The following is a 24320-nucleotide window of genomic DNA, read 5'->3' on the forward strand; positions in this document are numbered from 1 at the left end:
GTTACTCGGCGGCCTCGATGACGAGGGCACCGGGCGCGGGGCGCAATGGCACGCCGTCCGCTCCGGGGGCGTTCACGAACTGGACGGACCAGTCCGGTACCGGCCGGTCCACCGAGACACGGGTGCGGCCGGCACGCCGGTCGACGGTGAACGACGCGAGGAGCGTGCCCTCGGCGTCCACGACGTCCGTCGTCGTGTGCAGTGTCGCGGGCGGCGCGTACAGGCGCAGGACGACGCCGGCCGCGTAGTCGTACTCGGGGCCGTCGTCCACGGCCCCCATCGGGAGCACCGAACCGGGCCTGACCAGCAGCGGCAGGCTGTCGAAGCCGTGCTGTTCCGCGACCCAGCGGGGGCCCGTCACCGTCCGCCCGGACAGCAGACACGTCCACTCGCCCTCGGGCACGTAGTAGCGGACGTGTCCCTCGGCCGAGAAGACGGGCGCGACGAGCAGCGAGTCGCCCAGCATGTACTGCGCCTCCAGAGGGGCGCAGGCCGGGTCGTCGGGGAACTCCAGGACCATCGGGCGCATCATCGGCAGCCCTCGCGTGTGCGCCTCGTCGGCGATCCGGGCCAGGTACGGCATGAGCCGCATCTTGAGCCGGGTGAAGTCGCGCAGCACCCGCACCGACTCCTCGTCGAACGCCCACGGCACCCGGTAGGAGCCGCCGCCGTGCAGCCGGCTGTGCGAGGACAGCAGCCCGAACGCGATCCACCGCTTGAACACGGCCGCGTCGGGCAGCCCCGCGAACCCGCCGATGTCGTGGCTCCAGTAGCCGAACCCGCAGAGCCCCAGGGAGAGTCCGCCGCGCAGGCTCTGGGCCATGCCCGCGAAGGTCGACTCGCCGTCGCCGCTCCAGTGCACCGGGAACCGCTGGGTGCCGGCCGCCGCCGCGCGCGCGAACAGCACGGCCTCGCCCTTCCCCCGGTGCCGTTCCAGGACGTCGAACACGACCTCGTTGTAGAGGTGGGCGTAGTGGTTGTGCATCCGCTCCGGGTCGGAGCCGTCGAAGTAGGCGACGTCCAGCGGGATGCGCTCCCCGAAGTCCGTCTTGAAGCTGTCCACCCCCATGTCGAGGAGCGCCCCGAGCTTCTCCGCGAACCAGGCGCGGGCACCGGGGTTGGTGAAGTCCACGACGGCCAGGCCCGGTTGCCACCGGTCCCACTGCCACACCCCGCCGTCCGGCCGGCGCAGCAGGTAGCCCGCCCGCCTGCCCTCCTCGAACAGCGGGGAGTGCTGCGAGATGTACGGGTTGATCCACAGGCAGATCCGCAGGCCCCGGGCCTTCAGCCGCTTCAGCATGCCGGGCGGGTCGGGGAACGCGTCCTCGTCCCAGGCGAAGTCGCACCACTGGTAGCCGCGCATCCAGAAGCAGTCGAAGTGGAACACCGACAGCGGCAGGTCCCGTTCGGCCATGCCGTCGATGAACGAGGTGACGGTGTCCTCGTCGTAGGACGTCGTGAAGGACGTCGACAGCCACAGCCCGTACGACCAGGCCGGCAGCCGGGCCGGGCGGCCGGTCAGCGCGGTGTAGCGGCGCAGGATCTCCTTGGGCGTCGGACCGTGGATCACGAAGTAGCGCAGGGACTGCCCCGGCACGCTGAACTGCACCCGCGCCACCGCCTCGGAGGCCACCTCGTACGACACCTTGCCGCTGTGGTGCACGAACACCCCGTAACCGGCGTCGGTGAGGTGGAACGGCACGTTCTTGTACGCCTGTTCGCTGGACGTGCCGCCGTCCGCGTTCCAGATGTCGACGGACTGCCCGTTGCGCACCAGCGGCCCGAACCGCTCGCCGAGCCCGTAGACGTGCTCCCCCACCCCGAGGTCCAGCTGCTCCCGGACGTAGGGCCGGCCGTCGGACGTGATCACCGCCATCGCCTTGGGCCCGCTGCGGGTCAGCACCCGGTCACCGGCCAGGAAGTCCATGCTCCAGGTGTCCCCGCGCGCGAACCGCACGGACAGCTCACCGCTGGTCAGGACGGCGGTGTCGTCGTCGACCGTCACCTTGACCGGGGCGGCCCCCGAGAGGTCCAGGTCCGGTTCGGGGCCGGCCGGCTCGTCGCCCGCGAAGTGGCTGATCTCCACGGCGATGACGTCCGGCAGCGGGCTGGTGCAGCGGACGGTGACGACGGGGCCGCTCGTCAGATCGCCCTTGGTCCTGATCGGCTTGACCGGCGCGAGGACGGTCAGGGAGTCCGGGGTGGCCGTGGCGCGGTACACCTGTGCGGGGTGGACCGCCTCCGTGCCCTCCCGCCACAGCCAGTACCCGTCGGTGAACTTCATGGCGGAGTCACTCTCCTCACGGACGTACAGGAGCGGACGTACAGGAAAGGTGGGGACGTACGGGGGTGTCAGTTCCCGGCGCTCTCGTAGCGCCGCAGCCCGTGCCGGAACACGGAGCGGGCCAGCAGATGGAGCAGGACGGCGGCCACCGGCGCGGCCGGCAGGACCCACAGGGAGCCGTCGCCCGTCAGCGCGGTCACCGGGAGGTAGGTGACGAACGCGAACGGCAGCGGGAAGAAGAAGACCGCGGACAGCAGACGCGGATACATGCCCAGGGGGAACCGGGCCAGGTCGGTGAACTGCTGGACGAGGAACGGGACGTTGTGCAGCTCCCGGAACCAGAAGCCCAGCGCCGCCGACGCCAGGTTGACGGAGCCGTAGATCACGCTGCCGGACAGCACGCACACCACCAGCAGCGGCAGCGTCCACACCCCCGTCCGCAGCTCCAGATGGCCCGCCGCCAGCCCCATCGCGACACAGCCGACGGCGAGGTCGCCGAGGCCGTGCAGGCTCACGTTCCGGGTGAACAGGTTCAGCACGGGATCTACGGGACGGAGCAGCAGCGCGTCCAGCTCCCCCTTGCGGATCAGCTCCGTCAGCTTCCACACCCCGTCGAAGAGGAGGACGTTGAGACCGAGGGGCGCGGTCGCCAGCCCGTACAGGAAGATCATCTTCCAGGTGGTCCAGCCCTCCACCGCCGGCGTGCGGCGCAGCAGCACCAGCAGGAAGACCAGCCAGGTGCCCTGCCGCAGCAGCGCCGACACGATCTGGAGGGCGAGGTCGGCGCGGTACGCGGACTTGGCCCGGTACTGGAGCCGCAGCAGCAGCGCGAAGTGCCTGACGGCGGCGGTACGTACGGACGCTTCAGCCGCCATAGCCGTCCAGCCGCCGGAATCCGCGCCGCAGCAGCAGCCCCGCCACCCCCGCCAGTACGCCGAGCCACACCGCCTGGACCGCGACGAGACCCGCCGCCTCCCCGGCCCCGACCCGGCCGAAGTAGATCAGGGCCGGGGTGTTGAAGGTGCCCTGGAACGGCAGCGCGTACGCCACCGTCCGCAGCCAGTCCGGCAGCATCTGGAGGGGGAACATGGCACCGGACAGCAGGAGCGCGAGCGCCTGCCGGCAGGCGATCAGCCCGAGCACGTTGGTCGTCCAGAAGCAGATCACCCCGGTGGTGACCGCGATCGCCGCCTTCAACGCCACCGCCAGCAGGAACGACAGCGCCAGCAGGGTGCGCGTGCCCGTCGCGGGCGCCACCGCCGGCAGGACCGTCAGGACCGCCGCCGCCAGGCACACGCCGACCGACAGCAGCTCCATCAGCAGCGCCGCCAGCAGCTCCGCGGACCGCAGCGTCAGGTAGGGCACCGGCTTCAGCAGCTCCATGGAGACACTGCCGTCACGGATGCTCGCCGACACCCGCTCCTCCGTGCCGAACGACAGGAGCAGTGTCAGCAGGAAGGACAGCAGCAGATAGGTCCGCATCTGCGGCCAGTCGTACCCCGACTGGCTCCGCCCGTCGCCCATGATCGCGCGCCAGACGTAGAACAGCACCGATATCTGGACCAGCCCGATGAGCACACCCACCACGTACCGGCCCCGGTACATGAAGGCTTCCTGGGCGGCCACGCCGACCAGCGCGCGGAAGGCCGTCAAGGCGGCTCACCCCCGCCGCTCGGACGCGGTCGCGGGACGGCGGAAGAGGCGCTGCACGATGTGCTCCAGCGTCGGCTCCCGCAGCTCGAAGTCGATGATCTCGTGGTCGCGCATGATGACGCCGACCAGCCGCGCGGCGCTCGTCGTGTCCCGGTCGAACGCGCAGGACAGCCGCTGCCGGTCGAGCACCGTGCAGCCGACGCCGGTGGCGGCGCGTACGGTCGCGGCGACCTCGTCGACGTCCTGCGAGGCGGGGACGGTCACGACGAGCCGCCGGTCGGCGGTCAGCCGCCGCTTGACGCTCACGATGTCGTCGTCCAGGACCTTGCCGCCGCGGTCGAGGATGATCAGCCGGTCGCACATCCCCTCGATGTCGGCCATGTCGTGGCTCGTCAGGAAGACCGTGGTGCCCTGCCGTTGGTTGAGGTGGCGGATGAACTGGCGCACCGCCGCCTTGGAGTTGACGTCCAGTCCGCCGGTCGGCTCGTCGAGGAAGACGAGACGCGGGTCGTGCAGCAGGGCGGCGGCGAGGTCGGCCCGCATACGCTGGCCCAGGGAGAGCTGGCGCACGGGGACGGACAGGAAGTCGTCGAGTTCGAGGAGTTCGGTGAAGAGGGCCAGGTTGGCGCGGTAGGCGGGGTCCGGGATCTCGTACATGGCGGCGAGGGTCCGGAACGAGTCGATGACCGGCAGGTCCCACCACAGGCCGGTGCGGTGGCCGAAGACGGCGCCGATGCCGCGTACGTGCCGCCGGCGGTCGCGGTGCGGTTCGAGGCCGTTGACCCGGACGTGGCCGGCCGTGGGGGACATCAGCCCGGTGAGGATCTTGATCGTGGTGGACTTGCCGGCGCCGTTGGAGCCGAGGTAGCCGACGGAATCGCCCTGCGCCACCTCGAACTCCACGCCGTCGAGGGCCACCTTCGCCCGGTACCGGGGACGTAGGAAGTGCCTGACCGTGCCCGCAGGGCCCGGTTCCTTCTGCGGAATCCGGTACTCCTTGCGGAGACCGTGTACCTCGATGGCCTTCATGGCCCTCCTCGGCCCGTGGCGCTGCTTGACGTGCTCGGTACTGGGGGTGGGTGCCTGGTGTGCGGTCCCGCGTCCTCGGGGCCCGGGTCAGCCGCCGGCCGCGACCCGGAAGCCGATGTCGTGCGGTGTCGCGTCGTAGACCCCGTGGCGGCGGGCGCAGCGTGCCAGGTCCCGGTTGTGGCGCCAGGAGCCGCCGCGCGTCACGTGCGGGTCGCTGGCCCACGCCTCGTCGGCCGGCACGCTCCCCGGCGCGCCCGGGTAGGGCTTGTACACCGTCGACGTCCACTCGTCGACGTTGCCCGCCATGTCCAGGGTGCCGAACGGCCCGGCGCCGGACGGGAACGAGCCGACCGGTACGGGCCCGCCGTGACCCGCCGTCAGCAGGTTGGCGTGCGCGTCGTCGAAGCGGTCCCCCCACGGGTAGACCCGGTCGTCCCCGCCGCGCGCCGCCCGCTCCCACCGGGTCTCCGAGGGCAGCTCCACCGGCAGACCGGTCAGGTCCGCGAGCCACGCGCAGTACTCCGTGGCCGTGCGCCAGTCGACGCCCGTGACGGGGAGGCCGTCGCCGTCCCCGGCCTGATGGGCGGCCAGCCCCTTCTCCAGGGCGAAGGGCGCCCACTGGGCGCGGGTGACCGGCGTCCGGCTCACGGCGAACTCCGGGACGTGCACCTCCACCCGCGGACACTCCTTGAGGAACCAGTCTGCGGGGATGCCGAGATCGGCGTGGTCACGGACCAGCGCGGGGACGTCCCGCTCGTCCGTCCCCCGCACGAGCACGCCGGCCGGGACGGTCACCCAGTCGATGTCCGGGAGAGTCATGTGCGTACCTGCCTGTTCTGTCGAGTTCCGGTCACACGTGCCCGTCGCCGCGCACGCTGTGCCACACCTTGTCGTCGGTGGCCAGCTCGAACACCGCCCGCCACCCGGCGACGCCCTGGACCAGTTCGAACGCCAGGAGCGTCCACCAGCCGTCCTTTATACCCAGGTGACGCCACTGCGGTGAGGCGGCCGTGCGCGCGATCCGGACGGCCTCCAGGGCGAGCGCGGCGAGCGCGATCCGCCGGGTACGGCTGCCCCGCCGGGCCAGCAACAGGGCGGGCGGCAGGGTCAGTTGGGCCACGATGCTGGCCCCCGTGGCGGCCAGCGCCAGGCGGCCGGCCGGGGTGAGCCGGGGGGACGGCAGATGCTTGAGGGCGGCGAGCTGCCCGCGCAGCCAGCGCACCCGCTGGCGCAGCGCGGTCGTCAGTTCGTCGATCGGCGCCCCGTAGGAGAAGTTGGCGAGAAAACGGACCTGCGGATCATGCCGGCCGGCGAACATCGACCACACGAAGCACTCCTCGGCCTCGTCGTCGATGAAGCCGCCGGTCTTCGCGAGGAACGCGGTGCTGACGTAGACGGAGCTGCCCTGGAGGAACGGGGTGCCGAGGCGCTGCTGGAGGAACATCATCGACGCGATGTGGGCGGCGTTCTCCGCGGCGATCGCCCGGCCCACCCAGGTGCGCGCCTCGTGGAACTCGAACGCCTCGACGAGGTCGGCGCCCTCGTCGAACGCCCGCACCACGTCGGTGAGCTGCGTGGGGCCCGGCATGACGTCCGCGTCGAGGAACAGGACGATGTCGTGGCCGTTCAGGTCGGGCAGCACGTGGTTGAGCGCGCGGCCCTTGGGGCGCATGTCCGGCACGGTCCGCACCTGGGACCTCGGGTCGAACCCGGCCGTGGCCAGCCGCGCGAACGCGGCGCGTGCGGGGCCCAGGCTGAGTTCGTCGCCCTCGGGGACGAGCCACAGGACGGTGATCCGCTCGCGGGGGTGGGCCAGGCGCAGCATGCCGGATGCCGAACGGGCGCAGGTCTGCGGTGACTCCCGGTACATCGGGACGACGATGACGATGTCGGCGGGGGTGGGGTCCGCGCCGGGGCGGGGAGTGTCTTGGTCAGCCTGCCGTTCGGCGGTGGGAATCAGGAAGCCGGTCACGGGAGTCCTCTCCTTCGGCCCCGGGGTGTCAGGGGCGTGAGCATTTCCTGACGGGATTTCCCGAGAGTCACCCGACGAGATTTATGGTGTGCCCGCCGATTTCCGCTTTCACTCGCAGATACTGTGTATTGCGTTCCGTCCGGAAGACCTGGGTGGCCTGTATTCCCTCGATCTCGATCCCCTGCGCCTCAAGCTGCCGCACCTTGTCGGGATTGTTGGTGAGAAGGCGTACCCGGGAAACATCCAGGGCGCGCAGCATCTGTGCGGCGGGACGGTATTCCCGGAGATCGTCCTCGAATTCCAGCGCACGGTTGGCCGCGAACGTGTCGAGCCCCTTGTCGTCCTGCACCTGATACGCGTCGAGCTTGTTGTACAGCCCGATGCCGCGGCCCTCCTGCCGCAGGTACAGGAGGATGCCCCCGGAGCCGGCGAACCGCTCCACGGCCTCCCCGAGCTGCGGCCCGCAGTCGCACCGCGCCGAGCCGAAGACGTCGCCGGTGAGGCACTCCGAATGCACGCGTACGAGGGGTGCGGGCAGGTGTGCGGGCGCGGAAACGGCCGAGGAGCCGTCGGAGAAGACGACCGCTATGTGCTCCAGCCCGTCGGCGAGGCCGCTGAAACTCACCATTTCCGCGGTCCGCCACAATCCGTCGCCGATATGCACGGGAACCTCCACCCGAGTGCGTACGGCGACCCCTTCGTCATTCTCCTTATCGGCGGTCCGAGCTAGGCGATTCCCTCTCGTCAAAGGCATGGAAAGACACCCTCTCCGTCCACTGAACCGATTTAGTGGAACGATAACAGGGGCGCTGTTGAGGGTGTCAACTATTGCTTGATCGGCCTGGCCGGTTTACATCCCGTGCGGCGCTGTCGGACGGCTCGGCGTGAATAGTCGAATCACCAGGCGAACTGCCCTTTCTTCCCTGGTGATCTTCGGCGCGTGCGGGTGTCGCGGATTCCGGTTGGCTTGTTCGACGGATCATCGAACGGACCGTCCGGCGAAGGTCCGGGACACATCACCCGCCGATGAGCGGGAATCCGCGCAGCACCTGCTGGACATGGACGACGTCCCGGGGAAAGAACTCGGCGACGGTCGTCCCCACCACGTCGGCCGCCCCCGCCAACTCCCCGGCGATCCGCCGGACCTCGGCCCCGGTGAGCCCGCCCGGCACCTTCCCGAGGCCGAGCACCCCCTCCCGCGCGTCGACGGTGTCGACGTCGAAGTGGATCGCGACCCGCGAACAGCCCGTCCCCGCGAGCCAGTCCAGCAGCGGCCGGCCGGACTCCCGCAGCTCGTCCGGCCCGAAGGCGGTCAGCCCCCACTCCCCGACATGCCGGTAGGCGTCCTCGACCCAGTCGTGCAGCCCGACCAGGGCCACCCGCTCCGGCGCCACCGTCCCCGGCAGCAGCGCCGACAGCTCCGCGTCACCGCGCCCGGTGATCATCGAGACGGCCATCGCGTGGTAGCCGTTGTACTCCGTCCCCCCGGTGTCGACATCGGGATGCGAGTCGATCCATACGACGGCGAGGTCGTTTCCGTACCGGGCGGCGAGGGAGGCGAACGGGGCGACACTCACCGCACAGGTGCCGCCGAACGTCGTGATCCGGTCCGGGTCGTGCTCACCGATGATCCGCAGGGCGTCGGCGAGCTGCCGCGTCACCGCGGTCTTCGACTCGACACCGTCGCGGTCCGGCTCGGCGGGGTCCTCTAGGGGGACGGGTACGGCGGCCACGGGACCGTCGTGCGGTGGCATCACGGCCGTCAGGACGGCGGTGCCGACGGTGTAGGCGCGGCGGGCCACGTCGAGCGGGAACTCGGGGGCGAGCTGACCGACCACGTCGGCGCCGGCGCCCTGCCAGTCGGGCCAGAGGAGACGGAGGTGGGCGGGGCTCATAGGGGGCCTTTCAACGAGGTCGGCAGAGCCGGCGGGCTAGGCGGGCTTCGTGCGTTCAGCCGGTTCGACGGGACCGCTGGATGCGCCGGCCCCGGGAGCCGTCCAGTCGGCCAGCAGCCGCAGGGACTCGGCGGAGGCGCTGCCGGGTTCGGCGGTGTAGAGGCAGAGTTCCTGGCCGGGGTCGGACGGCAGGACGAGGGTCTCGTGGCGCAGGGTCAGATCACCGACGACGGGATGCCGCACGCGCTGTTCGCCGTACGCGCACTGGCGCACCCGATGCGTGTCCCACCACCCGCTGAACTCCGGCACCTTGACGCACAGTTCACCGACCAGCTCGTTCAGCAGCCGGTCCTCGGGGCGGGTGCCGGAGGCCAGCCGCAGGACGGCCACGAAGGTCCGCGCGACCTCCTCCCAGTCGCCGTACAGCTCCCGGGCGGCCGGATCGAGCAGGACGAACCGGGCCAGATTCCGTTCGCGGTACGGCCGTGCGTCGAAGTCGGTGAGCAGGGCGCGGGCGAGCCGGTTGGCGGACAGGACGTCCCGGCGATGGTTGACGACCAGGACGGGCGAGGTCTCGCCCAGCACGTCCAGCATCTGATGGACGGCGGACCGGACCCGAGGCACCGCGCCCGGCCGGCCTCTTCCGCCCGAGCCGATGTTGTTCGTGCGGACCAGCCCGTGCAGGTACTCGCGCTCCACCTCGTCCAGCCGCAGTGCCCGGGCGATCGCGTCGAGCACGGCGGCGGACACCTGCGGATGCCTGTTCTGCTCCAGCCGGGTGTAGTAGTCGGGGCTCACCCCCGCGAGCAGCGCGACCTCCTCCCGCCGCAGCCCCGGCACCCGCCGCGTCCCCGTCCCCGCCTCCAGCCCGGCCTCCGCCGGCCCCAGCCGTCCGCGCCGCGACCGCAGGAAGTCCCCCAACGCGGTGGTGTGATCGCTACCCATGCCTCCAGGATCTCCCTCGCGGGACACGGAGGCGCGCGGGAGGGTGGCCCAGTCGGGGCCAGGCTGGGAGAGCCGGCGGGCCCCCTTCCCTCAGCCCAGCCGCAGCGAGTACCCGAGTTGCTCGGCGAGCCCCAGCTCCTGGCACATGAACCACATGTCCCTGACCCTGCCCACGTCGTCGAAGCGCAGCACCGCGACCTCGTCCCATGCCACCCGCTTCCCGGAATCCCGTCCCGGTGGCCGCGTACAGATCGGCGAAGCCCGCCCGGTCGATCGGGGCGCCGGGGGCGACCAGTGAGCGCATGAGCTCCCGGTCGAGAAGTTCCCTCACTGGACGAGCCGTCACACGCGCCGCCGGTCCGGGGGCGTTCCCCGTCCTCACGACGACACCAGGGTGCCCGCCCGGGGAACTCCCGGGCGGGCGGACCCCGGTGTGTGGATCACTTGCTCAGGAAGGCCAGCAGAGCGGCGTTGACCTCCTCGGCGTGTGTCCACAGCAGACCGTGCGGGGCGCCCTCGATCTCGACGTACTCGGCCGAGGGCAGCAGCGCGTGGAAGGGGCGTCCGGTGGAGTCGACCGGCAGAATCCGGTCGGCGGTGCCGTGCAGGATCAGCGCCGGTACGTCGATCTTGGCGACGTCCGCGCGGAAGTCGGTGATCCAGGTCGGCACGCAGGCCACCGACGCGTACGCCGACGCCCCCGCCGCCACGTTCCAACTGGCCCGCACCGCCTCCTCGCTGATCCTGACGCCGAGCGTCTCGTCGAGGTTGTAGAACGCCTCGTAGAAACCGGTGAAGTAGGCGTAGCGGTCCTTCGTGACCGCCTCCAGGATGCCGTCGAAGACGGACCGGTCGACGCCGTCCGGGTTGTCGTCCGTCTTGAGGAGAAAGGGTTCGAGGGAGGCCAGGAAGGCGGCTTTGGCGACGCGCTGCGAGCCGTATGTGCCCAGGTAGCGGCCGACTTCCCCGGTGCCCATGGAGAACCCGACGAGCACCGCGTCGGTGAGGTCCAGCTCGGACAGCAGCGCGTCGAGATCGGCGGCGAAGCTGTCGTAGTCGTAGCCCGTGGTCGGCTGCGACGACCGGCCGAAGCCGCGCCGGTCGTAGGTGATGACCCGGTGGCCCGCGTCGAGCAGGGCCGGGAGCTGCTTCTCCCAGGAGTGGCCGTCCAGCGGGTAGCCGTGGATCAGCACGACGGGCCGCCCGCTCCCGTGGTCCTCGTAGTACAGCTCGATGTCGGTGGAGTTCTCCTGGCCGACGGTGATGTACGGCATGTCGGTTTCCCTTCGTGGGTGGGTGAGGCCGGGTCAGGAAGTGGCGCGGGCCGCGGTCTCGATGACGTGCGCGGTGGTGCCGGGACGCGAGACGAGGACCGCGTGCGAGGCGCCGCGGACCACCACGGTGTGGGAACCCGCACGGCGCGCCATGGCCTGCTCGGCGGCCGGCGGGATGGCGCGGTCCGCACCCGCGACCAGGAACCAGGAGGGAACGGTCTTCCAGGCGGGCGCGCCACTGGGTTCCGCGAACGCGGCCAGCGCCACCGGCCGTTGTCCCGCCGCCATCAGCCGGGCCTTGCCCGCCGGTACGTCGGCGGCGAAGACCTGCCGGAAATCGGCGGGGTCGACGTAGGCGTCCTGCCCGCCCGGGAACGGCCGGACCGTCAGCGACGGCGGGAGCCGGCTGCCGGGGTACTGCCCGAGGATCGCGAGGCCCGACTCGCCCTGGTCGGGGGCGAACGCGGCGATGTACACGAGGGCCTTGACGTTCGGGTGGCCCACCGCGGCGTCGGTGATGACGGCGCCGCCGTAGGAGTGGCCGACCAGGATCACCGGCCCTGGAAGGGTGTCCAGGACGCTGGACACGTAGGCCGAGTCCGCGGCCAGGCCGCGCAGCGGGTTCGCCACGCCGATCACGGGATACCCCTGGCGTTCGAGCCGCGACATCACCGCGTCCCAGCTCGACGAGTCGGCGAACGCGCCGTGGACCAGGACCACGGTCGGCCTGGGCGCGCTCGGTGCGGCGGACGCCGGGCCGGCGGGCGTGGCGGCGGACAGCGCCGGGACCGCGAGCAGTGTCGCGAGCACCATCGCCGAGAACATCGGTCTCCTGCGGCGTCCTGTCGTCATCGCCGGCCTCCCAGGAAGTCCAGCAGCAGGCCGGTCGTCTCTTTCGGGTGCTCCTCGTAGATCCAGTGGCCGGAGTCGGGGACGACGGCCGGGGTGACGTGGGTGGCGTAGCGGCGTACCTGCTCGGCGACCGACTTGCCGAGGCTGCCGTCGGCGCCGATCGCGAGGACCGGCATGGTCAGGGGCTTCCTCTGGAACCGGGCGTTGTCGGCGATGTCCTGCGGGAGGGTCCGGAACCAGGCGAGGCTCGCCTCCAGGCGTGCGGGGTCGCGCAGGTAGGAGGCGAAGACCTGGAGGTCCTCGGGGGTCAGGGCGTCCTTGTGGACGGCGATGCCCCGCATGAAGCCGGTGGCCCAGGTCAGTTCGCGGCCCTGGATCAGGCTCTCGGGGAGTCCGGTCCGCAGGGAGAAGAAGCCGAAGTGCCACGCCCCGGGGCCCTGGGCCGTCAGCGAGGGGAACTCGTAGATGCCGGGGTCGGGGAGCGGGGCCTCGCTGAGGACGAGTCTCCGGACACTGCGCGGGTACTGCGCGGCGTAGGAGTAGGCGACCATCGTGCCGATGTCGTGACCGACGACGTTCACGTCCTCGTCCTTGCCGAGCGACAGCAGGAGCGCGTGCAGCTTGGCGGCCATGGTCTTCTTGTCGTAGCCGGACGCCGGGGCGTCGCTCTTCCCCGCGCCGGGCAGGTCGGGTGCGATGACGGTGTAGTGCTCGGCGAGCGCGGGCATGATGCCGCGCCACTCGTACCAGGTCTGGGGGTAGCCGTGGATCAGGACCAGGGTCGGGCCGTGGCCGCCGATCACGTAGTTGATGCCGGTTCCGGCGACCCGGGTCTTGTGTTCGCTGAAGCCGGCGGGCATCTGCTCACCGACCGGCCGCGCCGGTTCGCCGGAGGCCGCGGCCGTGACGGTGACCGATCCGAGGACGACGGCGAGGGCGAAGGCGGCGGCCGTCAGACGGCGGGAGCGGGGTGGGCGGGGGGAACTGGGCAGGCGGGGGGAGCGGAGCAGGCGGAATCTCACGGATCTCTCCGGGGAGTGGGGGCGGGAGCTCATCGACGGGGGTCCAGACCCTGCTGCCGCAGCCAGGCCAGGACGGTGTCCGCGACCTCGCGCCAGCCGGAGTCGATCGTCAGGGAGTGCCCGCGGTCGGGGAAGTCGGTGATGTCGGTGACGGCCTCGGAGTGCCGGTACTGCTTGAGGGTGGCCCGGGTGACGGCCTCGGGCACCGTGTGGTCCTTGCCGCCGGAGATCAGCAGGAGCGGACCGCGACCGCTGTTGCGCGTGTCGACCTTCGCCGGCGAGTGCGGGTCGAAGTTGGCGGCGGCGGCCTCGTACAGCGGCTTGCCCGGCGCGGGGATGGTCCACCGCTCGTACAGGGCCGTGGACTCCTCCGCCGAGATGGCGTTGCCGAACGCGAACCGGAACTGCTCCGCGGTCAGCGAGACCGACCGGTGCTTGTTGGCCGGGTTCTTGAAGACCGGGAACGTCGCCCGCAGCGCGGACAGCGGCAGCGGCAGAACGCCCTTGATCTGCGCGGCGTCGATGGCGACCGCGGCGGCGGTGCGGTCCTGGCCGAGCAGCTTCTGCGCGATCATCCCGCCGAAGGAGTGACCGATCACGACGGGCCGCGCCGGCAGCTCCGCGATCAGTGCCGCGTAGTGCTCGACGACGTCGTCGATGCCGTGCCCGGCGATGCTCTCCGGGTTCTGGCGTGCCTCCTCGACGGTGTCCGGGTCGCCGGGCCACCCGGGCGCGGACGGGTCGTATCCCTCGTCGCGGAACAGGTCCGTCCACGGCTGCCACGAGGTGCCGTGCAGCCAGAGACCGTGGACGAAGACCACGGGAAGCGGAGCGGTCATGGTGGGGCCCTTCTCGTACGGATGCGCCGACCGGCGTACCCACACGGAACCGCGGACCCCGGCGCACTCGCACCGGGGTGACACCCCAGTGGTTCAGGGGCGGACGCCGAACGGCCCGAGGACCCCCGCGTCGATCCGCAGGGACTCCAGCAGCGTCCAGGCGTTGTCCTTCGTGAAGACGTCGGCGGCGGCGAGGACGCCGGTGTACTGCGCGGCCACGGGAGCCGCCGCCGCGTCCGCGACCGCGTCGAGGAAGGTCTTGAAGATCGCCCACGAGTTCCCCTGCGCGCCGTACTTCGCGAAGAACGGGTTCGGGTCGACGGCCGCGATCGCGGAGCGGGTACTGGCCTCCGGGTCGTCCATGTACCGGATCTGGAGGGCGCCGTCCGCGCGGACCCCGAGCCGCCCGAGATGGCCGCCGACGAACGTCCGCCACGGATAGTCCATCGCGATGCTCTGGGCCTTGATCCACGCGGGGATGTCCTGCGACACCGCGAGGTTCTTGAACGGCACCCAGCCCGGGTACAGGACGTCGACCAGCATCAGGGTGGCGTACTCGGGCGCGTAGACGTAGATGTTGTCCGGGGAGTGGTTGGGCCCGTGGTACGCCAGGTGCAGGGTTTCGCCACCCACCCTGAGCTGGTACTTGTCGCGGAACGTGACCGTCGGCAGCGGGCGGTTGGGGTCCGCCGCGCGGGCCAGCAGGGCGGCCGTCGCGGCGTGCGAGATCCGGACGACGTCGGTTCCGAACAGGCCGGCGGCGCCCGTGTGGTCGGCGTGCGAGTGCGAGTAGACCAGGTGGGTCACCTTGTCCGGCCGGCCGTTGACCCGGGTGACCTCGCCGATCGCGCGCAGCAGGTTGTGCCCGATGGTCGGCGGGGCGTCGACGAGGACGACGCCCCGCGTGGTCGTCAGGAACATGGACTGGTAGTAGGAGTCGGTGACCCAGTACAGGTTTCCGGCGATCCGGCCGACGTGGTAGCCGTCCGGGTTCATCCTGGGGCCGGTCGAGGCGGCCGGGATCGGGGCGAAGTCGGGCAGGCCGCCGCCCTCGACGGCGTGGGCGGGCCCGGCGAGCGCGCCCACACCGAGGGTCGCGGCGGCGGCGCCTCTGAGGAATCCGCGGCGGCCGGTCGCAGGCAGGGGTTCGGGAGACATGGGAGTCGGGTCGCCTTTCGGTTCGGGGATCGACGGCCACGTCAGGACAGCACCGCGTGAACGGCGTTCGCACCGGGGACCCACCCCAGTGGGACGCGCCCACCTCAGGAGAGAGACCGTCGGTCACTCGGCCACGGCGGCCGATGTCCGCAGCTTCGCCCGCACCTCGGCCGCCCACGGGGGATCGATCTCCGTGAGGATCTCCCCCGCCCGCGCCCACACCGCGCGAGCGGCCTCGTCGTCGCCGGTCGCCGCGTGGGTGTCGCCGAGCCGGGTGAGACTGCCCGCCTCGTTGTAACGGTCGCCGTTCCTGCGCAGCATGCCGATGGCCCGCAGGTAACAGGTGCGCGCCCGCCCGAAGTTGCCCAGCCGGTGATGGGCGTAGGCGAGGGTGTCCCAGGCGTTGGCCTCGTTCGGGCCGCCCCGGTCGCTCATCCGCCGGTACAGGGCGAGCGAACCCACGGCGTCGGCCATGGCCTCGTCGTAGTCGCCGAGCACCGCCTCGTACCAGGCGATCGCGTTCATCGCGTCCGCCTGCCCACTCAGATGGCCCGCGATGCGGTAGAGGTCCAGGGCGTGCCGGGTCTGCCGGATCGCTTCGCCGTGCCTCTCGGTGCGGGTCATCACCCAGCCGAGGGCGCGCCGGGTGTGTGCCTGGCTGAGGTCGTCGCCCAGGGCCTCGAACAGGGACAGGGCGTGGCGCAGGTGGTCCTCGGCCTCGGGGTAGCGGCGCAGCAGTGAGCAGGCGCGTCCGAGACCGCCGTGGGCGTGCGCGACACCGACGGGGTCGGCGAGCCGCTGGGCCGCGACGAGGGCGACGCGCTGGAGGTCCGCCCAGTCGTGCCAGTGCCCGAACCGTTCGTGCACCGGGTCCAGCAGCCGCGCCAGCCGCCACGTGTGGCCGCCGAACCCGTCGTCCACCGCCTGCCGCGCCACCTCCAGCAGGACGAGCCGCTCCGTGCTGAACCAGCTGAGGGCGGACTCGGCGTCCCGCAGGACCACCGGGGTCCCCGTCGTCCCCGGTGACGGGGCCGGCGAAGGGAAGACACCCGCCGGATCGAGGAGAGGGGCGCTGGCGTACGCGGTGAGGAGATAGTGGTCGAACATGCGGCACAGCGCGTCGCGCCGTTCCTCCTCGCTGTCTCCCGCACCGCCCTCGGCACGGGCGAGTTCGTTCGCGTACGCGCGCAGGAGGTCATGGAAGCGGTACCGGCCCGGGGCCTCCTCGGTGAGGAGGTGCGTACGCGTCAGTTCGCCCAGCAGGGAACGGACCCGGCCGGCCGGGCGGTCCGCGAGCGCGGCGGCGGCGTGTGTCCCGATGTCCGGCCCGGGATGCAGGGACAGCAGCCGGAAGAGCCGGGCCGCCTCACCGGTCAGCGTGCGGTACGACCAGCCGAACACGGTCCGTACGTCCGTCGTCGCGTCGAAGCCGTCGAACGCGTCGAGGCTCCCGTTCGCCTCCACGAGCTCCGCCGCGACGCCGGACAGCGAGAACGTCGGGTTCATCAGGGCGCGGGCCGTGATGATCGACAGCGCCAGCGGCAGCCCGCCGCAGAGGGAGACGATCGTGTCGACGGCGGCGGGTTCGGCGGCCACCCGGTCGGCCCCGAGCCGTCGTACGAGCGACCGCCTGGCGTCTTCCGGGGACAGGAGGTCCAGGGTGAGGGGGTGTGCGCCGCCGGACACCACCAGGCTCGTCAGCTGATTGCGGCTGGTGATCAGGACCAGGCAGCCGGCGGCGCCGGGCAGCAGCGGACGTACCTGGTCGGCGTCGCGCGCGTTGTCCAGCAGGACCAGGACGCGCCGGTCCGCGAGGAGGCTTCGGTACAGAGCCGCCTGGGCCTCGGGGCTGTCGGGCATCTGCGTGCGGCTGACCCCCAGGGCTTCGAGGAAGCCGCGCACGGATTCCGCCGGGTCCATGGCCGCGCCGTGCAGATCGAAGCCCCGCAGGTTGACGTAGAGCTGGCCGTCCGGGAACCGGTCCGCCACCCGATGGGCCAGCTGGACGGCCAAGGTGGTCTTGCCCACTCCGGCCATGCCGCCGATCGCGTTGATCACCATGGTGGTCCCGGGTCCGCCGGGGCCCGGGGCGGCCGGGAGGCGGCGCGTCAGGTGGGCGATCTCGGCCTCGCGGCCGGTGAAGTGTTCGTAGGCGGCCGGGAGTTGGGCGGGCCGGGGCAGCGGGACGAGCAGGTCGTCATGAGCTGTGCCGGGAGCAGTGGCCCGGCCGGGTGAGCCCTCGCCGTCCGAGGCCGCGAAGGGTGCCGGGAGGGTCCGCGCGGTCAGCACTTCGCGGTGCGCGGCCAGCAGCTCGGAGGACGGCTCGACGCCCAGTTCCCCGGCCAGCAGCACCCGGATCTTCCGGTAGGTCTCCAACGCCTGGGCCTGCTGGCCCGTCAGCGACAGCGCCCGGATCAGCCGGCTGTGCAGCGGCTCGTCGAGGGGATGGTCGTCCGCCAGGCCCTGTAACTGGGCCAGCACCTGCTCGGCCCGGTCGCGGCGCAGGGCCGTGTCGGCGGCCTCCTTGACCGTGGCCAGCCGCTCGCCGTCGAGCCCCGCGAACACCGGGTGGCCGCGAGCCCGGTCCGGTGTCCCGGCCGCCGCGTGACCGCGCCACAGCGCCAGCGCCTGCGCGTACAGCTCCAGGGCGTGCGTGCCGTCGTCCGCCTGGTCGGCCGCACGCGCCCGGGTCCGCAGATCGCGGAAGCGCAGCAGGTCGAGTGAGGTGACGTCGACGTCCAGCCGGTATCCGCCGCCCTCCCGCAGCAGCCAACTCCCGGTCGCCATCCGGGGCAGCCTCGGCTCCAGCACCCGGCGCAGCGCCCCCACATAGCGGCGTACGACGTTGACGGCGCTCGGCGGCGCGTCCGGCCCCCACAGCATGTCGACGACTTCCGCGACGCCGACGGGCCGGCCGGCGTTCGCCAGCAGCAGGGCGGCGAACGCCTGCTGCTGCGGGGGCCCCAGGCTCAGCTCGGCGCCGGCCCGCCAGGCGCGTACCGGACCGAGCACGGCGAAACGCGGCGTCTCCTGCGGACCGTCGGAAGGACCGGTCGGGTGCCCGGCCGACGGACCCTTCACCGGGCGGCGCACCGGACACGACGACCGGCGGGGCGCGAGCCGGTGCCCGTACCTGCCGTCGCCCTGCCGAACGCGTCGAGCACCATGGTCATGAACCTCCCCGTCCCGAGGCCCCGGCCGATGCGCGTCCCGGCCGTGCCGTCAGGGACCTTCCCCCAGCTCACAGTACCCCGGACCGCCGGGCGAAGACCGGTCGTACGGGGCCGAGTTCGGTCGGCCGCGCGCGTGCGGCGACAGGGCTGCGGGGCGGGGAGCGGCCGAGACCGGGAACGACGGACGTCGGCCGGTGCGCACGGCCGGCGGCATAGACTCCGAGCTGTGCGTTTCACGGTGTTGGGGCCCGTCGGAGTGTGGCGGGGCGAGACGGAACTGACTCCGGGGCCGGCCCAGCGGCGTGCCCTGCTGGCCCTGCTCCTGACGCGGGCGGGGGAGCCCGTTCCCGTCCACGAGATGGTCGATGTGCTGTGGGGCGAGAAGGCGCCGGTCAGCTCCGTCAATGTGCTGAGCCGTCATGTGGGCGCTCTGCGAGGGGTGCTGGACACGGAGCCGTCCGGGCGGAGCACGTCGAGCCGGCTCGTACGCGGCTCCGGGGGCTACCGCCTGATACTCGGCGCGGGGGAGCTGGACCTCCAGCGGTTCCGTGCCCTGCGCGACGAGGCGGGTGCGGCCCGGGAGCTGGGCGATCCCGCCCGAGCCGCCGTGTCGCTGCTGGAGGCGCTCGCCCTGTGGCGCGGTCCCACGGCGTCGGGGATCGCGCCACAGGTGCGCGCGCACCCCGTCTTCGCGGCGGTGGACCGGGAGTATCCGGCCGCGGTGAAGGAAGCCGCCGTGGCGGCCCTCGAAGCCGGACCGGCGCTCACCGGGCAGCTGCTGCCGGTCCTCAGGCGGACGGCCGCCGCCCACCCCTTGGACGAGGTGCTCCACGCGCGCCTCGTCACGGCGCTCGTGGCGACCGGCCACCGGGCCGAGGCGTGGCACGCCTACCGGGACGTCCGTACGCGACTCGTCGACGAGCTGGGGCTGGACCCGGGACCGGAACTCCTGGCCGCCGAACAGCGGTTGCCGCGCGGCGCCGCCTCCACACCGCCGGGCCGGCCGGGGTCCGGTGCCGGTGCCGGTGACAGCGCACCCCGGCCGGCGTACGGCGGCGTACCGGAAACCCCCGTCGGCGTGAGGTGGGTCCGTCCCGCGCAACTCCCGCCCGACCTGGTCATGTTCACCGGCCGCCGCGCCGAACTGGACCGGGTGCACGCCCTCCTGGCCCCGTCGGACGATCCGCCGAACGCCGTGGTGATCAGCGCGATCGGCGGCATGGCGGGCGTCGGCAAGACCAGCCTGGCGGTGCACTGGGCCCACCAGATCGCCCACCGCTTCCCCGACGGCCAGTTATACGCCGACCTGCGCGGATTCGACCCGTCGGGTTCGGTCGCGAACCCCGCGGAGGTGATCCGCGGCTTCCTCGACGCCCTGGGCGTCCCCGCGCACCGCATACCGGCCGGCCTCGACGCGCAGACCGCCCTCTACCGGAGCCTGCTGGCCGGCCACCGGGTCCTGGTGCTGCTGGACAACGCGCGCGACACGCAGCAGGTCCGCCCGCTCCTGCCGGGCTCCGCCGGCTGCCTGATCGTCGTCACGAGCCGCAGCCACCTGCACGGCCTGGTCGTCGCGGACGGCGCCCACCCCCTCCCGCTCGGCCTCCTGACGGCCGCGGAGTCCAGGGAGTTCCTCGCGAGGCGGCTCGGCACGGAGCGGGTCGCCGCGGAACCGGCCGCCGCCGACGAGATCGTCGCACTCTGCGGCTCCCTGCCGCTGGCACTGGCCGTCGTCGGTGCCAGCGCCTCGGCCCGACCGGAGTGGAGCCTCGCGTCCATCGCCGAGAACCTGCGGGAGACCCGCGGCAGCCTCACCGGCTTCACCGGCGGTGGTCCCGCCACCGACCCCCGTACGGCGTTCTCGTGGTCCTACGACGCTCTCACGGCGGGTGCGGCGAGAGCGTTCCGCCTCCTCGCGCTCCACCCCGGCCCCGAGACGTCCACCGCGACCGCGGCGGCTCTGCTGGGCCTGCCGCTCAGGGACGTACGCCCGCTGCTCACCGAACTGGTCGGCGCGCATCTGCTCACCCCGCACTCCCCGGGCCGCTTCGGCGCCCACGAACTCCTGCGGATCTACGCCGCCGAGCTGACCGAATCGCACGACACCGCCGAGGAGCGGGACGCCGCACGCCGCCGGCTGTTCGACCACCTCCTGCACACCGCCCACCGGGCCGACAGCCTGCTCGCACCCCACCGGGAACGTCTGACCCTGCCACCGGAGGCCGCCGCCGGAGCCGGTCCGGTGGTGTTCGACAGCCAGGAGAAGGCCGCGAGCTGGCTGAACACCGAGCGTCCGGTCCTCCTCGCGGCCGTGCAGGACGCGGCCCGGTCCGGTCTGGGCGGCCACTGCTGGCAGCTCGCCGCGACACTGGAGCTCTTCCTCGACCGGCATGGCCGGTGGCAGGACCAACTGGTCGTCCAGGCCGTGGCGTTGGACGCCGCCGAGGAGCTGGGCGACCTCTCGGGACGCGCTCACGCGCACCGGGCCCTGGGCTTCGTGAACGGGCGTCTGGAGCGCCCCGCCGAGGCACGCGAACACCTGGCCACCGCGCTGGAACTGTTCGCCGCGGCCGGTGACCGGCCCGGCCAGGGGCGCGTCCACCGCTACCTCGCCTTCCAGGCCAACCGCCGGGGCCGGCACCACGAGGCGCTCGACCACTACCGCGAGGCGCACGCGCTGTACGAGGCGGCCGGTCATCTCAGCGGACAGGCGGGCATCTGCAACGAGGTCGGCTGGACCCGCATCCTGCTCGGCGCGTACGAGGAGGCCCTGGCCGACTGCCGACGGGCGATCACCATGAACCAGCGGCTCGGCGACCGCAACGGGGAGGCCGCCGCCTGGGACAGCCTCGGCTACGCCCACCACCACCTCGCCCGGTACCAGGAGGCCCTCACCTGCTACGGACACGCGCTGACCGCCTACCGCGAGATCCACGACGACTACCTGGAAGCGGACACGCTCGTCCACATCGGTGACGCGTGGCAGGCCGACGGCTCCCCCGAGCGGGCGGCGGACGCCTGGCGGCAGGCACTGACGGTCCTGGAGACCATCGCGCACCCCGACGCCGAGGACGTACGCGCCAAGCTCCGGCGCCCCGACGGGACTTGACCCGACGCGCGGCCGGTTCACGCCGTGGCGGAGGTGAACGCCCGCCCGGCGGGGCGTTCACCTTCTCGGCACGCTTTGCGCACGCCGACCCGCCTACCGTCGATGGACAGCCGGGAGGCCGCGGCACCGACTGCCGGGAGGCCGCGGCACCGGTGGCGGGGAGTCTGCGGCACCGATGGCCGGGAGGCCGCGGCGCCAGTGGCCGGGAGGCCGTGGCACCGCTCTTCCTGCCGTCCCGACAAGGAGATCTCATGGTGTGGTCCGGGGTTCACCGTGCGGCGCCGCCGATGGTCGGCCGGCACGCGGAGTGCGCGGCGATCGGAAGGCTGCTCGCATCGGTCCGTGACGGCTTCGGCGGAGCCCTGGTGCTCAGCGGCGACGCGGGAGTCGGCAAGTCCCGGCTGCTGGAGTACGCCGCCGAGTCGGCCGCGGACCTGACCGTCGTCAGGCTGGTCGGCGTGGAGGCCGAGACACGGCTGGGCTACGGCGCCCTGCACCGGCTCCTGCGGCCTCACCTAGGCCGGCTGCCGGCGCTGCCGCAGCGTCAGCGCGACGCCCTCAACGCCGCGTTCGGGCTGACCGACGCCTCGCCCTACGACCGTCATCTGGTGGGACTGGCCGCGCTGACGCTGCTCTCCGCCGCGGCCACGGCGGCGCCGATGCTCTGCCTGGTCGACGACGTGCAGTGGCTGGACCGCGAGTCGGCGGAGATGCTCGCGTTCGTGGGCCGGCGCCTGTACGCGGACTGCCTCGGGCTGCTGTTCGCCGGGCGGGACGGGGCCGGCGGCCACGACGTCTTCGGCGCCCTGCCCGCGCTCCGGCTGGAGGGGCTCGCGGAAGGGGAGGCCCGGGCCCTGCTGGCCGACGGCGTGACCGGGCACCTGGACCAGGCGGTCGCCGAGCGGCTCGTGGCCGGCACCGGAGGCAACCCGCTCGCGCTCCTGGAACTGGCGGTGAACCTGGGCCCGGAACAGCTGGCCGGAATCACCCCGCTGCCCGAACCGCTCCCGGTGAACCGGCAGTTGGAAGAACACTTCCGGCGGACGGCGGCCCTGCTGCCCGCCGACACCCAGACCCTGCTGCTGCTCATGGCCACGACACCGACGGACGACCAGGCGGCGCTGTGGCGCGCCGCCGGCGCCCTCGGGCTGTCCGTCCGGTCGGCCGCGCCCGCGATCGCCGCGGGGATACTGAACCGCGGTACCGTCGCCGAGTTCCGCCACCCGCTGATCCGGTCGGCGGTCCACTCGGCGGCGTCCCCGCAGGAGCGACGCGGTGTCCAGGCGGCCCTGGCCGCCACGAGCGCCCCCGAGCGCCGGGCCTGGCATCTGGCCGAGGCGACCGACGGTCCGGACGACAGCGTGGCCGCACAGCTCGAAGCCGCCTCCGAACTGGCCCAGACGCGCGGCGGACACTCCGAACAGGCCCTGGTCCTCACCCGGGCGGCGGAGCTGACCGCGCATCCGGGCAGGCGGGCCGAGCGCTATCTCGAAGCGGCGGCGGCACACCTCGCCTCCGGCAACCTGCCTGCGGTCCGCACGCTCCTCGAACTCGCCACCCCGGACCTGACCGGGCCGACCGCCCGGGCCCACGCGATACGGCTGCGGGCGTCCGTCGAGATGGTGTGCGCCCGCCCCCGCGAGGTGCCCGCGATGCTGCTCGACGCGGTGGCCGACCTCGGCGCCACCGATCCCGCGGCGAGCTGGGAGCTGCTGCGCGAGGCGACGTACGCGGCGATCGTCGGCGGCCGGACGATCGCGGGGACCACCGTCCGCGAGGTCGCCAAGGCCACCGCCGACGGCTGGCGCGAGACGGCGTCGCCGGCCTGGAGCCACGATCCGCTGATGGCGGCGATGGCACGCTCGATCGCGTACGGCTACGCCGCGGGCGCCCCCGCCCTCGCCGCGGCTCTGGCCCGGCTGCGCACCGCCGGCGAACTCCGGGACCGGAACACGTTCAGCGCCATGGTCAGTCTCGCGGGCGACGAGCTGTGGGACATCGAGGCCAAGCGGGAGATCCTCGGGAAGCTGGTGACGGCGAACCGTGATCGAGGGGCCCTCTACGGGCTCAGTTTCGCCCTGGTCGCCCTCGCCACCGTGGAGATCTGGGACGGCCGGTTCGCCGCCGCCGAGAGCTGCTACAACGAGGCGGACGACTACCTGGTCGCGACCGGGCACGGCGCGTCCGGAGACTTCCACAAGGTCCTGCTGTACGCCTGGACCGGTCGGGAGGCGGAGTTACGGGCCTCGGTCGCGACGATGCGCGCCATGTCCGAGGACCTGGGGCTCGTCCGGTGGACCGGCCAGGCCCTGAGCATCTTCGAGATCGGCCGTGGACGGTACCGGGAGGCGCTCGACGCCCTGCTCGCGGTGTTCGACCACGACTCGCTGGTCCTCGGCGACGTCAACCTCGCCGGCATGGTCGAGGCCGGGCTGCGGGCCGGTGACCGCAGGGCCGCCGCCATGGCCATGGAGCGCCTGGAGGAGCGCGCTCCGCTGGCCGGCACCCCGTGGGCGTTGGGGCTGCTCGCCCGCTGCCAGGCTCTGATGACCGACGGTGCCGGGGCCGAGCTGCTGTACCAGGAGTCGATCTCGCAGTTCGAGAAGGTCCCGGTGGCCGTGGAGCTGGCGTGGTCGCGCCTTCTCCTGGGCGAGTGGCTCCGCCGTCGCAGGCGCCGCGCCGACGCCCGGGTCCAGCTGCGGGCCGCGTACGAGTCCTTCGAGTCCTGGGGAGCCGCGCCCTTCGCCGAGCGGGCCAGGGCCGAGCTGCTGGCCACGGGGGAGACCGCGCGCAAACGCACCGTCGACACCCAGTGCGACCTCACCCCGCAGGAACGCCATGTCGCCCTGCTCGCCGCGTCGGGAGCGACCAACGCGGAGATCGCCACCCGGCTGTTCGTCACCACCTCCACCGTCGAGTTCCACCTCAGCCGCGTCTTCCGCAAGCTCGGCATCACTTCACGCAAGCAGATCGCACACAAGCTGAGCGACACCGACTCCGACGAATGACCGTGAACCGCCGAACGGGGCGAAGCGGAGGCGAGCCGGCTTCCCGCCTCGCCGTGCGAACGACGGGCCCGAAGGGCGCCCGACCGGGAGTCTCCCCTGGAGGGACG

Annotated in this window: 18 protein-coding genes; 2 read left to right on the forward strand and 16 right to left on the reverse strand. The window is 72.6% G+C overall.

Annotated features, from left to right (window positions below; translation table 11 throughout):
- Position 1: 1 nt before the first annotated feature.
- The 16 genes from yicI to ABZX85_RS17220 all read right to left on the reverse strand — a co-directional run bounded on the left by yicI (position 2) and on the right by ABZX85_RS17220 (position 17935).
- A complete protein-coding gene (gene yicI / locus ABZX85_RS17145) occupies positions 2 to 2284 on the reverse strand; it encodes an alpha-xylosidase (protein WP_355868422.1) in 2283 nt (760 codons plus the stop codon).
- Positions 2285 to 2352: 68 nt separating this feature from the next.
- Positions 2353 to 3159, reverse strand: coding sequence for an ABC-2 family transporter protein (locus ABZX85_RS17150; RefSeq protein WP_355868425.1), 807 nt, complete (start codon positions 3157 to 3159; stop codon positions 2353 to 2355).
- Complete coding sequence (locus ABZX85_RS17155; RefSeq protein ID WP_355868428.1) at positions 3149 to 3937, reverse strand: ABC-2 family transporter protein; 789 nt, start codon at positions 3935 to 3937, stop codon at positions 3149 to 3151. Before ABZX85_RS17155 ends, ABZX85_RS17150 begins: the two co-directional genes overlap by 11 nt.
- A gap of 6 nt (positions 3938 to 3943) precedes the next feature.
- Positions 3944 to 4966, reverse strand: a complete 1023-nt coding sequence (locus tag ABZX85_RS17160; protein ID WP_355868431.1) for an ATP-binding cassette domain-containing protein — start codon at positions 4964 to 4966, stop codon at positions 3944 to 3946.
- 87 nt (positions 4967 to 5053) lie between these two features.
- Entirely contained in the window at positions 5054 to 5785 is a 732-nt protein-coding gene (locus ABZX85_RS17165) for an SUMF1/EgtB/PvdO family nonheme iron enzyme (RefSeq protein ID WP_355868434.1), read from the reverse strand.
- A 31-nt stretch (positions 5786 to 5816) separates the two neighbouring features.
- Complete coding sequence (locus tag ABZX85_RS17170) at positions 5817 to 6938, reverse strand: glycosyltransferase (RefSeq protein WP_355868437.1); 1122 nt, start codon at positions 6936 to 6938, stop codon at positions 5817 to 5819.
- A 67-nt stretch (positions 6939 to 7005) separates the two neighbouring features.
- A complete protein-coding gene (gene ribA / locus ABZX85_RS17175; RefSeq protein ID WP_355868440.1) occupies positions 7006 to 7692 on the reverse strand; it encodes a GTP cyclohydrolase II in 687 nt (228 codons plus the stop codon).
- 262 nt (positions 7693 to 7954) lie between these two features.
- Positions 7955 to 8833 (reverse strand): arginase family protein, encoded by an 879-nt coding sequence (locus ABZX85_RS17180; protein ID WP_355868443.1) that lies wholly within the window; start codon positions 8831 to 8833, stop codon positions 7955 to 7957.
- Positions 8834 to 8869: 36 nt separating this feature from the next.
- Entirely contained in the window at positions 8870 to 9778 is a 909-nt protein-coding gene (locus ABZX85_RS17185) for a helix-turn-helix transcriptional regulator (protein WP_355868446.1), read from the reverse strand.
- 90 nt (positions 9779 to 9868) lie between these two features.
- Positions 9869 to 9991 carry a hypothetical protein gene (locus tag ABZX85_RS17190; RefSeq protein WP_355868449.1) on the reverse strand — a complete coding sequence of 41 codons (123 nt, stop codon included), beginning with the start codon at positions 9989 to 9991 and terminating at the stop codon, positions 9869 to 9871.
- A gap of 227 nt (positions 9992 to 10218) precedes the next feature.
- Entirely contained in the window at positions 10219 to 11052 is an 834-nt protein-coding gene (locus ABZX85_RS17195) for an alpha/beta hydrolase (RefSeq protein WP_355868452.1), read from the reverse strand.
- A gap of 33 nt (positions 11053 to 11085) precedes the next feature.
- The gene (locus ABZX85_RS17200) at positions 11086 to 11904 is read right to left on the reverse strand and encodes an alpha/beta hydrolase (RefSeq protein WP_355868455.1); all 819 of its coding nucleotides are present in this window, start codon (positions 11902 to 11904) and stop codon (positions 11086 to 11088) included.
- Positions 11901 to 12926: an alpha/beta hydrolase gene (locus tag ABZX85_RS17205; RefSeq protein WP_355868458.1), complete on the reverse strand. Its 1026-nt coding sequence runs from the start codon at positions 12924 to 12926 to the stop codon at positions 11901 to 11903. Before ABZX85_RS17205 ends, ABZX85_RS17200 begins: the two co-directional genes overlap by 4 nt.
- A gap of 29 nt (positions 12927 to 12955) precedes the next feature.
- Positions 12956 to 13765 (reverse strand): alpha/beta hydrolase, encoded by an 810-nt coding sequence (locus ABZX85_RS17210; RefSeq protein WP_355868461.1) that lies wholly within the window; start codon positions 13763 to 13765, stop codon positions 12956 to 12958.
- A gap of 93 nt (positions 13766 to 13858) precedes the next feature.
- Positions 13859 to 14923, reverse strand: a complete 1065-nt coding sequence (locus ABZX85_RS17215; RefSeq protein ID WP_355868464.1) for an MBL fold metallo-hydrolase — start codon at positions 14921 to 14923, stop codon at positions 13859 to 13861.
- A 123-nt stretch (positions 14924 to 15046) separates the two neighbouring features.
- Positions 15047 to 17935, reverse strand: coding sequence for a BTAD domain-containing putative transcriptional regulator (locus ABZX85_RS17220; RefSeq protein WP_355868467.1), 2889 nt, complete (start codon positions 17933 to 17935; stop codon positions 15047 to 15049).
- A 387-nt stretch (positions 17936 to 18322) separates the two neighbouring features.
- Here ABZX85_RS17220 and ABZX85_RS17225 point away from each other — a divergent pair, with 387 nt between their 5' ends.
- Together ABZX85_RS17225 and ABZX85_RS17230 are read left to right on the forward strand one after the other, a co-directional pair.
- A complete protein-coding gene (locus tag ABZX85_RS17225) occupies positions 18323 to 21205 on the forward strand; it encodes a BTAD domain-containing putative transcriptional regulator (RefSeq protein WP_355868470.1) in 2883 nt (960 codons plus the stop codon).
- A 251-nt stretch (positions 21206 to 21456) separates the two neighbouring features.
- Positions 21457 to 24213 (forward strand): AAA family ATPase, encoded by a 2757-nt coding sequence (locus ABZX85_RS17230; RefSeq protein ID WP_355868473.1) that lies wholly within the window; start codon positions 21457 to 21459, stop codon positions 24211 to 24213.
- Positions 24214 to 24320: the final 107 nt, after the last annotated feature.

This window comes from Streptomyces sp. NPDC004539 (genome assembly GCF_040610055.1).
GTDB lineage: Bacteria > Actinomycetota > Actinomycetes > Streptomycetales > Streptomycetaceae > Streptomyces.